Raw genomic sequence first — 15481 nt, 5'->3', positions numbered from 1 at the left:
TGGATGTATGAAGTTTTACCATTATTTTTCATGGATGAAAGCCTCTATGATGACGCCATACTTCACTCGGAGGCAATCACCATGACCGTCACGACACACAATCTCGGCTACCCGCGCATCGGCGCCCAACGCGAACTGAAATTCGCCCTGGAAGACTACTGGAAGGGCCAAAGCAGCCTGGAAGCGCTGGAAGGCCAGGGCGCCGACTTGCGCCAGCGTCACTGGCAAGACCAGCACGCGCTGGACTTCGTGCCTGTCGGCGACTTTTCCTTCTATGACCAGGTGCTGGACCTGAGCTTTGCCTTGGGCAATCTGCCGCAGCGCGTGCGCGGCCTGGAAGGCGCCGCGCTCGACAACTATTTCCGCGTGGCCCGTGGCCGCTCGGCCAGCGACAGCGATTGCAGCTGCGTCCACGCCGGCGAAATGACGAAATGGTTCGACACCAATTACCACTACATCGTGCCGGAATTTGCGGCCGACACGCAATTCAAGCTCGACAGCAGCCGCCTGCTGCGGCAACTGGCGCAAGCGCGCCAGCTCGGTGTAAAAGCCAAGCCCGTGCTGATCGGCCCCGTCACGTATTTGTGGCTGGGCAAGGCCAAGGACGATGCCGACAAGCTGGCGCTGCTGCAAGGTTTGCTGCCCGTCTACGTGCAATTGCTGCAGGAACTGGCCGCGCAAGGCGTGGAGTGGGTGCAGATCGACGAACCGGTCCTCGTCACGGAACTTGACGGCGCCTGGCGGCAGGCGCTGGTGACGGCCTACGAAGCCTTGAGCAAGGTCCATCACGTCAAATTGCTGCTGGCCACGTATTTCGGCAAACTGCAAGATAATTTGCCGCTGGCGTGCCAACTGCCCGTGCAAGGCTTGCACCTGGACGCGATCAATGCCCGCGATGAGGTGGAGCAAGTGATCGCGCAATTGCCCGCCAGCAGCGTGCTGTCGCTGGGCGTGGTGAATGGCCGCAATATCTGGAAGACGGATTTGAATGCAGTGCTGGCATGGCTGGAACCCGTGCACGCCAGCCTGCAAGACCGGCTGTGGATCGCGCCGTCGTGCTCCTTGCTGCACGTGCCCGTCGACCTGGACAGTGAACAACAGCTCGATGCCGACATTCAATCCTGGCTGGCCTTCGCCCGCCAGAAGCTCGATGAAGTGCGCACCATCGCCGGCGCCCTGAACCGGGGCCGCGCTTCCGTACAGGCGGCGCTCGATGCCAATCAGGCCGCCGTGCAAGCGCGCCGCGAGTCGAACCGCGTGCATAATCCGCACGTGAAAGCGGCCGTGGCGCGCATCGATGCGACGTTGGGCCAGCGCGCGAGCGGCTATGCCGAGCGTGCCGCCAAGCAAGCTGCGCTGCTGCAACTGCCGCTGTATCCGACGACGACCATCGGCTCCTTCCCGCAAACGGCGGAAATCCGCCAGGCGCGCAGCCGGTTCCGTAGCGGCCAGCTGGACGAAGCCAGCTATAAAAAGCTGATGCAGGCGGAAATCGCCCATTGCGTCAGGGAACAGGAAACCTTGGGCCTGGACGTCTTCGTGCATGGCGAAGCGGAACGCAACGACATGGTGGAATACTTCGGCGAACAGCTGGACGGCTACGCCTTCAGCCAGTTCGGCTGGGTGCAATCGTACGGTTCGCGCTGCGTCAAACCGCCCATCTTGTTCGGCGACATCAGCCGCCCGCGCGCCATGACGGTCGAGTGGAGCACGTATGCCCAGTCGCTGACGGACAAGCCGATGAAAGGCATGCTGACGGGCCCCGTCACCATCCTGAACTGGTCTTTCGTGCGCGACGACCAGCCCCGCAGCGTGTCGTGCTACCAGCTGGCGCTGGCCATGCGCGCCGAGGTGCAGGACCTGGAGCGGGCCGGCATCCGCGTGATCCAGATCGACGAGGCGGCCTTGCGCGAAGGCTTGCCACTGCGCAAGTCGCAATGGGCCGAGTACCTGCGCTGGGCCGTGGAAGCGTTCCGCATCACGGCCAATGGCGTGGCCGACGAGACGCAGATCCACACGCATATGTGCTATTCGGAATTCAACGACATCATCGCGCAGATCGCCGGCATGGATGCGGACGTCATCACCATTGAAACGTCGCGCTCCGACATGGAATTGCTGGACGCCTTCGATGATTTCAATTATCCCAATGCCATCGGCCCCGGCGTCTACGACATCCACTCGCCCAACATTCCGACCCAGGAACAGATGGTGAGCCTGATGCGCAAGGCGGCCGAGCGCATTCCCGCGCAGCGCCTGTGGGTCAACCCCGATTGCGGCCTGAAAACGCGCGGCTGGAAAGAAGTCATTCCGGCGCTGGCCAACATGGTGGCGGCAGCGAAAACCTTGCGCGGCGACAATGTGGCATGAGGATCGCAGGGGCAGGGGAGGCCGCTATGGCTGAGATATAGAACAATCGTATTTCTGTCATCACAACATGCAATTGGATAATGATGCTGCGATGCGGCATCATTGCACCTGTCTCCTCTACTTCCTCACAGGAATTAGATTCAGCCCGCTCCCGCAGCGGGCTTTTTTTTGCCCGTTTTTAAGGCGCAAACCTGCGCACGCTTGCTTGTCATCATCGCCATCGTGTTGCTTTTGTGCATGTTAAACTGGGTCTTCTCCAGATCAAGGTTGCCCGATGCTTCAATTATTTCGCCACACACTGGAGTCCACGCCGATTCTCGCCCTGTTTCTCGTCATCGGCGCCGGTTATGCGCTGGGGCGTGTCAGCGTGTTCGGTTTTTCGCTGGGCGTGGGCGGCGTGCTGTTCGCGGGGCTGGCGCTGGGCGCCTTTGCGCCCGGCTCCGTGCCGCCGCCGCTGGTCGGCTCCATCGGCTTGCTGCTGTTCTTGTATGGCATCGGCGTGCAGTACGGCACGCAGTTCTTTGCCGGCTTGCGCGGCGCGGGGCAGAAGCACAACCTGATCGCTTTCGCCGCCGTCATGGGCGGCCTGGCCGTGTCCGTCTGGGGCGGGCAGTGGATCGATATCTCGCTGCGCATGGCCAGCGGCGTGTTCGCCGGCGCCATGACCAGCACGGCCGCCCTGCAGGCGGCGCTGGAAGCGTCGCACGGCAATGGCGATGCGGCCGTCGGCTATGCCGTCGCGTATCCGTTCGGCGTCGTCGGCCCCATGCTGGGCCTGTACCTGGCCGGGCGCATCCTGAAACCCGTGCTGACGCCGCCGCCGGCACCCATCGTCGTGTCCGAAATTACCATCGACGAAGCGAACCTGGCGGGCGCGGCCCTGTCCGAGCTGGCCGATGGCCCGCTGGCGGGCGTGCAAGTGATCGGCGTGCGCCAGGGCCACCAGAACCGCTTGCCCGACCCGTCGCTGGTGCTTGGCGTGGGCGACGCGCTGATGGTGTCGGGCACGGTGGCGGGCGTGGAAGCGGCGCGCACGGCGCTGGGCCACCTGGACCCGGGCCGGCTGATGAAGGACCGCAGCGCCTTCGATGGCACGGAAGTGTTCGTGTCGGACGCGGAAATCGTCGGCGTGCCGCTGGGCGAACTGAATCTTGGGAAAGATTTCCCCCTGCAGATCGCCTTCATCCGGCGTGGCGACGCCATGATCCTGCCGCACCCGTTCCTGACGCTGGAATTCGGCGACCGGGTGATGGCCATTGCGCCAGCGAAACATGCGGCCGACGTGCGCAAGCTGTTCGGCAATTCCATCACGGCCACGGCCGAGTTCAGCTATGTCTCGCTGGGCATGGGCATGGTGCTCGGTGTGCTGCTGGGCCTGGTGCCGATACCGTTGCCGTGGATAGGTTCGTTCAGCCTGGGGCTGGCCGGCGGTCCGCTGGTGATGGCGCTGATTTTGGGCCGCCTGGGCCGTGTCGGCAAGGTCAGCTGGCGCCTGCCGCTGTCGGCCAACCTGGTCATGCGCAACTATGGCTTGACGATTTTCCTCGCCTCCGTCGGCATGGCGTCTGGTTTACCCTTCGTGCAGCAGGTGGGCGCCGATGGCTTGCCCATGCTGGCGCTGGGGGCCGTGACGGTGCTGGTGGTGGTGGCGCTCGTGGTGATCCTGGGCAAGGTTTTCCTGCGCCTGCCGTTTCCTGAATTGCTCGGTATTGCGGCCGGCGCCACGGGCAACCCGGCCGTGCTGGTGTTCGCCAACCGCCTGGCCAAGTCGGACCGGCCGAACCTCGGCTACGCGATGATTTTCCCCAGCATGACCATCGTCAAGATCGTCGCCGTGCAGGTGTTGCTGCATTTGTATGGGTGATGGCGGCCGGCGTCAATCGCTTGCAGGGCCAGGCGGCTTGTTGGCTTCAATAAAGCTGATGCCAACAGACAGCAGCAAGGCAGCCGCGGCGCATCCTGCGGCAAGCCACAGGTTGGCCGAGAGACCCAGCCTGTCCACGGATTGACCACCGGCCCACGCCCCCAGCGCAATGCCGATATTGAAGACTCCCACATACAGCGCGGCGACGATCTCCACGGCCCCGGGCGCCGCTTTCAGCATCAAGGTCATCAGGCCGACCGATACGCCGCCGTAGGCCAGTCCCCAGGCCAGCAACACCATGCCGCCGCCGATGCCGGAGTCGCCGACAGCGAGGAACAGCAGCGGCGTGAGCAGCAGGCCGCCCGCAATGGCGATGATGGTAGTCGCCGTGCGCCGCGCCGCAACGACACCGGCCAGGAAGTTGCCAATGATGCCCGCGAAGCCATAGGCAAACAGCAGTGCGCCCAGCCATTGCGCATCAAACCCCGACATCGACAGCAGTAGCGGGCGCACGAAGGTAAAGGCCATGAAGTGGCTGCTTACCAGCAGCAGGGTCAGGAGCAGCCCCGCCTGCAACTGCCTGTTGCGCAGCTGTTTGCCGAATTGGCGCAAGGTCGTCGAACCGGCGGCGGGCAGCGCGGGAATGACGGCCAGATGCAGCGCCAGTACCAGGCTGCTGAACAGCGCCATGGCGCCGAAGGCCCAGCGCCATCCTGCCAAGGCGCCGATTTGTGCGCCTAGCGGCACGCCCAGCACGGAAGCGGCCGCCACGCCACCGAAGATGATCGACGTTGCCAGGCCGGTCGAGCGGGCGGGAACGAGCCGGGAAGCGAGGCCACCGGCGATGGCCCAGATGCCGCCCATGCAAAAACCGACGAGAACACGTGCCGCCAGCATCCACGCCATGTTCTGCGCCAGGGCCGAGGCAACGTTCGCGATCACCAATAGAGTCAGCAAGCCACAGAGAATGGTGCGCCGGTCCAGGCTGCCCGACACGATCACGACCAGCGGCGCGAACATGGCCGCCAGCAAGGCGGGCAGCGAGATCATCAGGCCGGCAGCTCCGGTGGAGGTGCCCAGGGTGCCGGCAATCGGCGTCAACAGGCCGACCGGCAGCATTTCCGTCGTCACGACCGAAAAGGTGGCCATGCCGACAGCGGTGACCGCCAGCCATGGATGGCGGACGGCAGTTTCTGCGGCAGCGCGGGAAGACGTACTCATGGTGCATATCCTTTAGATGATCATGCGATAAACGGCGCATGCCCCGCTTGCAACGGAGGCACGGCGCAGTGATAATACATACAGTGCGTATGAATAGTATATATTCATACGCAATGAATGTAAATAATCATACGCACTGTATGTAAGGAGGAAGCAATGGTTCGCCGGACCCGTGTGGAAATGGAAGAAACCCGCGCATCGTTGCTGGCTACCGCCCGCACAGTGTTCAGCGAGCGCGGTTATGCCGATACGTCAATGGACGACCTCACCGCGCAGGCAGGGTTGACGCGTGGTGCGCTGTATCATCACTTCGGCGACAAGAAGGGCTTGCTGCTGGCGGTGGTGGAGCAGATCGACGCGGAAATGGATGGCCGCCTGCAAACCATCTCCGACAGCGCCGGCGATCTGTGGGAAGGCTTTCGCCATCGCTGCCGTGCCTATCTGGAGATGGCCCTGGAGCCGGAAATTCAGCGCATCGTCTTGCGCGATGCCAGGGCAGTCCTGGGCGGCGCTTCACCGGATTCGCAGCGCCATTGCCTCGAGTCGATGCAAGGGCTTATCCAGCAACTGATTCAGCAAGGCATCGTGGCTGATGCTTGCCCAGAGGCACTGGCTTCGATGATCTACGGCAGTCTGGCAGAAGCGGCGTTCTGGATCGCAGACGGCGACGAAGGCAATGCGCGCTTGATAAAAGGAGTTGCGGCATTGGAATTGCTGTTACGGGGGATGTTGCTTCAAAGGTAATTGCGGCAAGGGGCATGGCCTCGCGATGCGCCTTGAGCCTGTGTAAAACCCCTGGCGCGCCTGCCAATCTGTTGTACAATCCTTGAGAACGGTCGTGCTTTTTTGTGCGCTGAGCTTCCTTGCGTGCAGGCATCACGGCAACCGACAAGAACAAGGAGACAGACATGGACCTGCATTACACGGCCGGGGAGACGGCGTTCCGCGACACGGTGCGCGCCTTCCTCGACACCCATCTGCCGGCGGACTTGCAGCGCAAGGTGCGCCAGCATTTGCGCCTGGCCAAGGACGACTACGTGCGCTGGCACAAGATTGTCGCGCAACAAGGCTGGGCCGCGCCGGCCTGGCCCGTCGAATACGGCGGCACGGGCTGGACGTCCGTGCAGCGCCATATCTGGGAAGACGAGTGCGCGCGCGCCGCCACGCCGCCGATCCTGCCTTTCGGCATCAACATGGTGGCGCCCGTCATCATGGCCTTCGCCAACGCCGAACAAAAAGCATATTATTTGCCGCGCATCTTGAATTGCGACGACTGGTGGTGCCAGGGATACTCGGAGCCGGGCGCCGGTTCCGACCTCGCCTCGCTGAAAACCACGGCCGAGCGCGACGGCGACCATTACATCGTCAACGGCCAGAAAACCTGGACCACCTTGGGCCAGCACGCCGACATGATCTTTTGCCTGGTGCGCACGGATAGCACGGTGCGCAAGCAGGAAGGCATCAGTTTCTTGCTGATCGACATGAAAACGCCGGGCATCACCGTGCGCCCCATCATCATGCTCGATGAAGAACACGAAGTGAACGAAGTCTTTTTTGATAACGTGCGCGTGCCCGTCAGCAACTTGGTCGGGCAGGAAAACAAGGGCTGGACCTACGCCAAATACCTGCTGGGCCACGAGCGCACGGGCATCGCCGCCGTCGGCCGCTCCAAGCGCGAGCTGACATTCCTCAAGCAGCTGGCCATGCAGCAGAACAAGCGCGGCGCGCCGCTGCTGCACGACCCCGCGTTTGCCGCCAAGGTCGCCACCCTGGAAATCGAATTGATGGCGCTGGAAATGACGGTCTTGCGCGTCATCAGCGAAGAGGGCAAGGGGCCGGGACCGCAGGCGTCGATGCTGAAGGTGCGCGGCTCCGAGCTGCAGCAGCAGCTGACGGAACTGATGCTCGAAGCCATCGGCCCGCAAGCCTTGCCCTTCGACCCGGCATTTCTTGACGGCGGCGCGCCCCACAGCGCAGGCGGCGACGACCTGGCCGCGCCCTTGGCCGCGTATTACTTCAATTACCGCAAGACATCGATCTATGGCGGCTCGAATGAAATCCAGAAAAACATCATCACGCAGATGATCCTGGGCCTGTAAGCCAGAAGGAGACGACATGGACTTCCATTTTAATCAGGAACAGCAGCAATTTGCCGACGCGCTCCGGCGCTGGGTCGACAAAGAGTACCCGTTTGAAACGCGCAAACAGATCATCCATTCCGCCACGGGCACGTCCGATGCCGCCTGGGCCACCCTGGCCGAACTGGGCATGACGGCCTTGCCGCTGCCGGCCGGCGCGGGCGGCTTCGACGGCACGGCCGTCGACATGCTGCTGGTGATGCAGGAGCTGGGCCGTGGCCTGGTGGTCGAGCCGTATCTGGCTACCGTGCTGGGCGCGCGTTTTCTCGCCCTGGCGGGCGGCCACGATGGCGTGCTGGAACAGGTGGCCAGCGGCAGCCTGAAACTCGCCTGTGCGCTGGGCGAACGCCAGTCGCGCCACGACCTGCACGACATCGCCACGACCGCGACAAGCCGAGGCGACGGTTTCGTGCTCGACGGCGAGAAAACCGTCGTCATCCACGGCGCCCAGGCCGGTGCGCTGATCGTCTCGGCGCGCAGCGCCGGCGGCCAGAATGACACGGACGGCATTTCGCTGTTTCTCGTGCCCGTCGACGCGGCGGGCGTCACTGTGCGCGACTACCGCACCATCGACGGCCAGCGCGCCGCCACCGTGACCCTGGTGCAAGTGGTGCTGGGGCACGACGCGCTGGTCGGACAAAAGGGGCAGGGCTGGCCCATTCTTGACGCGGCCGTGGATTACGGCGCGGCCCTGCTGTGCGCGGAAGCCGTGGGCGCCATGGATGCCATCTTTGCCGCCACGCTTGAATACTTAAAAACGCGCCAGCAGTTCGGCGCGCCCATCGGCAAGTTCCAGGCCTTGCAGCACCGCATGGCCGACATGTTCATCCACCTGGAGCAGGCCCGTTCGATGGCCATGCTGGCTGCCGCCAAGGCCGGCAGCGAGGATGCGTCCGAGCGCCGCCGCACGGTGTCCGCCGCCAAGGCGCGCGTGGGCCTGGCCGCCACCTTTGTCGGCCAGCAAGCCGTGCAATTGCATGGCGGCATGGGCGTGACCGATGAATTGCCTGCCGCACACCATTTCAAGCGCCTCTCCATGATCGCCCTGACCCTGGGCGACGTGGAGCACCACATCGAGCGCTTTATCGCCCAGCCGGGCTTTTTGCCGACGGAGACCGCATGACCGCATTGACCGAAATCAGCCCCAAACACTGGTATTTCGAAGACTTTACGCAAGGCCTGGAAATCGACCTGGGCCAGCGCCATGTGACGGAGGCGGAAATCATCGCCTTCGCCACGGATTTCGATCCGCAACCGTTCCACGTCGACCATGCGGCGGCGGAAAAAACCATCTTCAAGGGCGTCATCGCCAGCGGCTGGCATACCTGCGGCATGATGATGCGCCTGGTGGTGGACAACCTGCTCAAGCATTCGTCCAGCATGGGCTCGCCCGGCCTGGACAGCATCCGCTGGCTCAAGCCCGTGCGCGCGGGCGACACCCTGCAACTGACCTACCAGGTCAAGGACGTGCGCCCATCGACCTCGAAACCGGACCGTGGCATCGTCATTTCCGTGTGGAGCGTGCGCAACCAGCATGGCGACGTGGTGACCACCGTCGAGGGCATGGGCATGTTCGGCCGCCGCCCGGCGGGAGAACACCATGCGTGACATCGCCGGCATCGCCGGTTTCCAGGCCCTGGCGGGGCAGCACGTGGCCGTGTCGGACTGGGTCAGCATCCCCCAGCAGCGCATCGATACCTTTGCCGACGCCACCGACGACCATCAATGGATCCACGTCGACGCCGGGCGCTGCGCGCGCGAGTCGCCGTACGGCTGCACCGTGGCGCACGGTTTCCTCACCCTGTCCTTGCTGCCGGCCATGCTGACGGGCGCGCTGGACATGGCGGGCATCCGCATGGCCATCAACTATGGCCTCAACAAGGTGCGCTTTCCCGCGCCCGTGCCCGTCGGCAGCCGATTGCGCGCGCGGCTCGACATTCTTTCCGTGGATGACGTGCCGGAAGGGGCGCAAGTGAACTGGGCCGTCACGATGGAGAGGGAAGGCGACACGAAACCCGTGTGCGTGGCGGAATTCCTGATGCGCTGCTATCCATAGCAATTGCTGGCAGCCGCAGACCCGCAGGTCGGCTTAGCCCGCAGGGCGTAAGCCGACAGGTGGGGGCATCGTGCTGCAGTCCGACACGCAGTCGTGCGCTCCTGCGCGTGCGCCGGATGTACATTGGTGGCGCGCCGGCGCTTTCCGGCCAAGGAGGGGATGATGTCTGACAACGCAAGCAGCGGAAACAGCGGCGCTGGCAAGGGCGCCAAGGGCAGCAGCGCTACGGCCAGAGGTCGCGGTCCGGGCAATGCGGGCGGCTGGCCCAGTAAGACGGGACAGCCATCCGGCGGCAAGCGCTCCAACGCCCCGCCCGCGAAGAGCCGATAGCCTGCCTGATCACTCTCCCTCCGACGCGCAATACCTGTCCCGGCCCGTCTGCTTGGCCAGATACAGCAGCGCGTCGGCGGCGCGGATCAGGGTGCTGGCATCCATGCTTTCGTTCGGCATGATGCTGGCCATGCCCAGGCTGACGCTGACGTGGGGGCCGACGCTGGACCTGGCATGCGGAATTTCCAGCGCGCGCACTTCGTCGAGGATGCGCTGGGCCACCACTTCGGCGCCTTCGCGCGTTTCCTGCGGCAGCAGCACGATGAACTCCTCGCCGCCGTAGCGGGCCAGCAAGTCGGGCGGGCGCACGGCGCAGCGGCGCATGGCGGCGCTCACCTGTTGCAGGCACAGGTCGCCGGCCTGGTGGCCATACGTATCGTTGTAATCCTTGAAGTGGTCGATGTCGGCCATGATGATGGCCATGGCCACGCCATCGCGGGCGCAGCGCCGCCATTCGCTTTCCAGCGTGTCGTTGAAGCTGCGCCGGTTGGCCACGCCCGTCAGCGAGTCCGTCAGCGACAGTTCGCGCATGGCATCGGCCTGGCGCTTGATGGTCAGCTGGCTGCGCACGCGCGCGCGCACCACGGCCGCGTTGAACGGCTTGCTGATGAAATCGACGGCGCCCGCTTCCAGCGCCCGCGTTTCATCCTCGGGCTGGTTCAGGGCCGTGACGAAGATCACGGGAATGGCGCTGAGGATGGCCGATTCGCGCAGCGCATTGCAGACGGCATAGCCATCCATGCCGGGCATGACGGCATCGAGCAGTATCAGGTCAGGCAACTGGCTGTGGGCGATTTCCAGCGCCTTCTCGCCGCTCAGCGCGAACAGCACCTCGTGTTCCTCGCGCAGCAGCTGGTGCAGTATCTGGATATTTTCCATGGCGTCATCAACGACGAGGATGCGTCCATTCATGGCAAGGTTGGTCCAGCTCACTTGTTTTCCTCTCGTTTCAGCTGATCGAGCACCAGTTTTTCCGCTTCGGAAAAATTCAGTGTCTCGATCGCATTGGCCATCGCCAGCGCGGTGACGCGGTCTGACTGTTCCAGCAATGGACGCAGGGCGTGGAACTGCGCCAGCGCCTTCAGGTTGTTGTTGCGGATGAGCAGCAGCAAGGCGGCCAGCCCGGCGGACAGGCCGTCCTGGGCCGTGCCCGGGGCGGCAGGCACCGCCGCAGTGCGCTGCACGGGCATGGGCAGCGTGCGCGCGCCTTCGATGACGACGGCCATGGCCTGCTCCAGCTGCGACAGCAAGGCCGCGACGCTGTCCCGGTGGCCCGCCTTCAGGGCTTTTTCCGTGTCGGCGCTCAAGCCCGCGACGCTGGCGGCGCCGAGGTTGGCCGCCACGCCGCAGACGCGGTGCAGCAGTTGCGCCGCGTGCTGCGGCTTGCCTTCGGCCAGCAGGCGCCGCGCTTCCTCGACGGCATCGCCTTGTGAATTCTCAAAACGCTTGAGCAGGGCCAGGAAGGCGCCATAGTCGCCGCCGAAGCGGTGCAGGGCCGCATCCAGGTCGATGCCGGGCACCGTGGCCGGCACGTCTGGCGCCAGCCGGCCGCGGCCGCCGGCCTCGATGGCGGCGGCCACGGGACGCAATGGCACCAGCCGCGTCAGGGTCTGGATCAGGTCGTCGACATCGATGGGCTTGGCGACATGCGCATTCATGCCGCTGGCGATCGCCCGCAGGCGGTCTTCATCCATGGCATTGGCCGTCATGGCGACGATGGGCAGGTCCGGCAAGCCCAGTGCGCGGATCGCCTGCGTCGCCGCATAGCCGTTCATGACCGGCATCTGCAAGTCCATCAGCACGGCGTCAAAGTCGTGCGGCGCCTGCGCCAGCAAGTCGACGGCCAGGCGGCCGTTGGTGGCCACCGTCACGCGCGCGCCCGAATGGAGCAGGATGTACTGCGCCACTTCCTGGTTGATTTCATTGTCTTCCACCAGCAGCACGCGCATGCCCGCCAGCAGCCCTGACAGCGGGGTGGCCGCGGGTCGCTCGGACGGCGCGCCACGGCCATTGCGCACGGCCGCCACGGCCGCCAGCAGGCGCGCCGGCGTGGCGGGCTTGGCGACGATGCCGGCCAGCATCAGGCTGTCGGCGATGCGTTCGAGGTTTTCGGCATCCTGGTCGGCCACCAGCATGATCACGGGCGGCAGCGCCAGGCGCTCGTCGCCGCGCGCCTCGGTCAGCATGGAGATGCCGTCCATGTCCGGCATGGCCGCGTCGAGCAGCACGATGTCGGCCGGCGGCACGCCATCGACGCCGCTGCCGTGGCGGCGCAGCAGTTCCAGCCCGGCCTGGCCGCTGGCGGCGCTGCGGCTGTGCCAGCCCTGCGCCGCGCACAGCTGTTCCAGCATGGCGCGCACGCTGGCATTGTCGTCGATGATGAGCACCGACAGCGCCGCCGGCGGAGCGGGCGCGGCCTTGCCTGGCGGCGCCCCGGGCGGCGCGCCGGCGCGGCCGAAGCGGCACACGAAGCGGAAATCGGAACCCTTGCCCAGCGTGCTGCGCACGCCGAGGCTGCCGCCCATCAGGTCCACCATGCGGCGGCAGATGGCCAGGCCCAGCCCCGTGCCGCCGTATTTGCGGCTGGTGCTGGTATCGCCCTGGGAAAAAGCGTCGAAGATATGTTCCTGCTCGGCGTCGGCGATGCCGATGCCCGTGTCGCGCACGGAAAACTCCACGGTCACGCTGTCGGCATCCTCGGCCACGGCGCGGATGGCCAGCACCACTTCGCCCTCGGTGGTGAACTTGACGGCGTTGCCGACCAGGTTGATGAGGATCTGCTCCACGCGCAGGGCGTCGCCCACCAGTTCGGCCGGCACGCCGGGATCGAGCACGAACACCGGTTCCACGCCGCGCGTCCAGGCGCTGCTGGCCAGCAGCACGCCTATGCTGGCCAGCATGCGTTCGAGCTGGAAGCGGCGCTGTTCCAGCACCATCTGGCCCGCCTCGATCTTGGAAAAGTCCAGCACGTCGTTGACGATGTTGAGCAGGGACTGGGTGGCCATCTGGATCTTGCCGACATAGCTGCGCTCGCGCCGTTCCAGCGGCGATTCTTCCAGCAGGCGGGCCAGGCCGATGATGGCATTCATCGGCGTACGGATTTCATGGCTCATGTTGGCCACGAATTCGCTCTTCGCGATGCTGGCCGCCTCGGCCTTGTCGCGCGCGCGCACCATTTGCTCGTTCAACTCGTGCAGGCGCAATTCCGTGTGCTTGAGTTCGGAAACATCGGAGGCCAGCACGAAGAAGCCGCGCACGCCGTCGCTGTCGTCGAAGTCGGGAATGTAATTGGTCCAGGTATGGCGCACCCGGCCGGCCGGGTCGAGCAGGTCGCGCTCGAAGCTTTGCGCGCGTCCCGCCAATACCCCCTCGACATGGGGCGCATACACGTCGAACAGTTCCTGCCCCAGCAGCTCGCTCATGTGGATGCCCGCCAGCTCGGCGCTGCTGCGGCCGAACCATTCGTTGTAGAACTTGTTGGCGAAGCGGCAGCGCAAGTCATGGCCCCAGTACGAAACCATGCCGGGCAGGTTGTCGGTGACGGTGCGGATGAAGCGTTCGCTCTGCTCCAGGCGCCGCGTGGTGGCGCGCAGCACCTCGGTGGCACGCTTGCGTTCGCTGACATCGATGGAGACGCCCAGCACATGGCTGGCGCGGCCCGCGTCGTCGCGCAAGACCACCTTGCGCGTGGTGAAATGGCGCGTCGTGCCATCGGCCGTATTGATCGCTTCCTGCTCGATTTCCACCATCTGGCCCGTGGCCAGCAACTGGCGGTCCGCGGCGACGAAGGCGCCCGCCTGGTGCGGCGGGAAGAAATCGTGGTCGGACTTGCCCAGCAGTTGCTCGCGCGAGCGTCCCAGGGTCAGTTCGGCATGGCGGTTGACCATTTCAAAGGTCAGCTTGTCGGCGCGCTTGACGAACACCATGGCGGGGATGTTTTCAATGATGGTGCCGAACAGGTGCTTGGAGCGGCGGAATTCCGCCTCGCTGCGCTTGCGCTCGGTGATGTCCAGCCACAGGCCCGAGACGCCCAGCAACTGCTGCTCCGGCCCGAAGATAGGATGGTAGGAGACAATCCAGTGGCTGGCCTGCCCGGGCTGGCGCCCGCTGTTACCTTTGAGTTCGCGATCGACGATGGCCTGTCCCGTCTGCAGCACCTGGCGCAGGCAGTGCTCCACTTCCGCGCGCACGGCCGCGTCGGCCAGCATGGCGCCGACGGGGCGGCCGATGTGCTGCTCCACGCTGGCCGCGTTGATGGCGGCCAGGTACTGGTTGATCATGACGATCCGCCAATCCAGGTCGACGAAAAACATGCCGATGGGCGCCGTCGCATACACGGTTTCCAGCAGCCGCGTGGATTTTTCCAGGGCTGCGGTGCGTTCGGCCACCAGGCTTACGAGCTGCGTGCGGTGGCGCCGCAGGTCGCGTTCCAGCGCGCCCAGCGCATGCGCCATGTCGGCCGATTCGCGGTCGGTTTGCCGCCCTGCCAGCAGCGGCTGGCCTTGCGCCAGGGCCTGTATCTGCCGCGTCAGCGCCTGCAGCGTGCGCGCCAGGCGCCCGCCGACGCGCCAGGCCAGCACATAGGCGGCGGCCAGCAGCAGGGCCAGTATGGCCGAGCCCGTGACTACCGAGCGCAGCAATGCGTCGAGCACGGTGCTGGTGCGCATGGTCACCGCCACCGTCCAGCCGTCGTCGCGGGCGCGGCGAAAGCCCGTGTACACATCGATGCCTTCCAGCGTGGCATGGCGCAGCATGCCTTCGCGCGCCAGGCGCATCTGTTCCAGCAACGGCGCCGCGCTGCGCTGTCCCACGTAGCGTTGCGGGTCGAGCGTGCGCGCCACATTGATGCCGTCCGCATTGATGATGGCCGCGCCCAGGTAGGCCGGCATGCTCAGCTCGCGCATCAGGCCGCGCAGGTAGTCCGGCCGATACAGTGCCGTGAGCACATAGGCGCCACCCTGCTTGCGCGGCAAGCGCATGTTCAGCGCCAGTTGCGGCATGTCCGGCTGCGCCGCGCCGGGCTCGCCTGGCAGGCTGGTCAGGCGGGGCTTGCGGTCTTGCAGCGCGCGCTGCATGCTGGCGGCCCACTTGGGGGGCAGCGCCACTGGCGCGGCGCGGGCCGGCAGCGAGGTATGCATCAATTGCCGTCCCGCCGCATCGGAAACGATGAAGGCGCTGACGGCCAGGCCGGGCCGCAGCAGGCGCGTTGCGAGGGTGTGCAGCGCCTCGATATCGTCGCGTTGCAGCGCCGGCGAATCGGCCAGCACGTCGGCCGCCATTTCCGCGCCGCCCAGATCGCGTTCGACGGCGGCGCCTACCGCGCGGGCCGCCTGTGCCGTTTCATTGACGACATGCTGGCGCTCGCGCGCATAGTTTTGCGCCACCAGCAGCACGAACACGGATGCCGTCGGGATAGCCCAGGCGAGCACCAGCCATGAAATTCTTGAGCGTATCGAAGGCAACTCTTGCACCCGGCAAGCTCCCAGAATAGATGAATCGGCA

10 protein-coding genes are annotated in these 15481 nt (G+C 65.2%); 7 read left to right on the top strand and 3 right to left on the bottom strand.

Going from position 1 to position 15481, the window contains the following annotated elements:
• The first annotated feature begins 81 nt into the window (after positions 1 to 81).
• Both metE and AC3RCJ_RS18585 read left to right on the top strand, forming a co-directional pair.
• Positions 82 to 2370 carry a 5-methyltetrahydropteroyltriglutamate--homocysteine S-methyltransferase gene (metE, locus tag AC3RCJ_RS18590; protein ID WP_492962277.1) on the top strand — a complete coding sequence of 763 codons (2289 nt, stop codon included), beginning with the start codon at positions 82 to 84 and terminating at the stop codon, positions 2368 to 2370.
• A 274-nt stretch (positions 2371 to 2644) separates the two neighbouring features.
• Entirely contained in the window at positions 2645 to 4234 is a 1590-nt protein-coding gene (locus AC3RCJ_RS18585) for an aspartate:alanine exchanger family transporter (protein WP_492962279.1), read from the top strand.
• Positions 4235 to 4246: 12 nt separating this feature from the next.
• Here the strand turns inward: AC3RCJ_RS18585 and AC3RCJ_RS18580 are convergent, their stop codons facing one another.
• Positions 4247 to 5455: an MFS transporter gene (locus AC3RCJ_RS18580; protein WP_492962281.1), complete on the bottom strand. Its 1209-nt coding sequence runs from the start codon at positions 5453 to 5455 to the stop codon at positions 4247 to 4249.
• 156 nt (positions 5456 to 5611) lie between these two features.
• Between AC3RCJ_RS18580 and AC3RCJ_RS18575 the strand changes: the two genes are divergently transcribed.
• The 5 genes from AC3RCJ_RS18575 to AC3RCJ_RS18555 all read left to right on the top strand — a co-directional run bounded on the left by AC3RCJ_RS18575 (position 5612) and on the right by AC3RCJ_RS18555 (position 9649).
• Positions 5612 to 6199, top strand: a complete 588-nt coding sequence (locus AC3RCJ_RS18575; protein WP_492962283.1) for a TetR/AcrR family transcriptional regulator — start codon at positions 5612 to 5614, stop codon at positions 6197 to 6199.
• Positions 6200 to 6363: 164 nt separating this feature from the next.
• Positions 6364 to 7554 carry an acyl-CoA dehydrogenase family protein gene (locus AC3RCJ_RS18570; RefSeq protein WP_492962285.1) on the top strand — a complete coding sequence of 397 codons (1191 nt, stop codon included), beginning with the start codon at positions 6364 to 6366 and terminating at the stop codon, positions 7552 to 7554.
• Between the two features lie 16 nt (positions 7555 to 7570).
• Positions 7571 to 8716, top strand: a complete 1146-nt coding sequence (locus AC3RCJ_RS18565) for an acyl-CoA dehydrogenase family protein (protein WP_492962287.1) — start codon at positions 7571 to 7573, stop codon at positions 8714 to 8716.
• Entirely contained in the window at positions 8713 to 9201 is a 489-nt protein-coding gene (locus AC3RCJ_RS18560) for a MaoC family dehydratase (RefSeq protein ID WP_492962289.1), read from the top strand. Before AC3RCJ_RS18565 ends, AC3RCJ_RS18560 begins: the two co-directional genes overlap by 4 nt.
• Positions 9194 to 9649, top strand: a complete 456-nt coding sequence (locus AC3RCJ_RS18555; RefSeq protein ID WP_492962291.1) for a MaoC family dehydratase — start codon at positions 9194 to 9196, stop codon at positions 9647 to 9649. The genes AC3RCJ_RS18560 and AC3RCJ_RS18555 overlap by 8 nt, the downstream gene beginning before the upstream one ends.
• Positions 9650 to 9988: 339 nt before the next feature.
• On the opposite strand, the gene AC3RCJ_RS18550 is transcribed toward AC3RCJ_RS18555, so the two are convergent.
• Both AC3RCJ_RS18550 and AC3RCJ_RS18545 read right to left on the bottom strand, forming a co-directional pair.
• A complete protein-coding gene (locus AC3RCJ_RS18550; protein ID WP_492962293.1) occupies positions 9989 to 10912 on the bottom strand; it encodes a diguanylate cyclase domain-containing protein in 924 nt (307 codons plus the stop codon).
• The gene (locus AC3RCJ_RS18545; RefSeq protein WP_492962295.1) at positions 10909 to 15408 is read right to left on the bottom strand and encodes a PAS domain-containing protein; all 4500 of its coding nucleotides are present in this window, start codon (positions 15406 to 15408) and stop codon (positions 10909 to 10911) included. Before AC3RCJ_RS18545 ends, AC3RCJ_RS18550 begins: the two co-directional genes overlap by 4 nt.
• Between the last annotated feature and the right edge of the window lie 73 nt (positions 15409 to 15481).

The organism is Janthinobacterium sp. GW822-FHT07H11, from assembly GCF_058798615.1.
The sequence above is the reverse complement of the archived record's forward strand: the minus strand, read 5'-3'. Positions and strand labels throughout refer to the sequence as shown.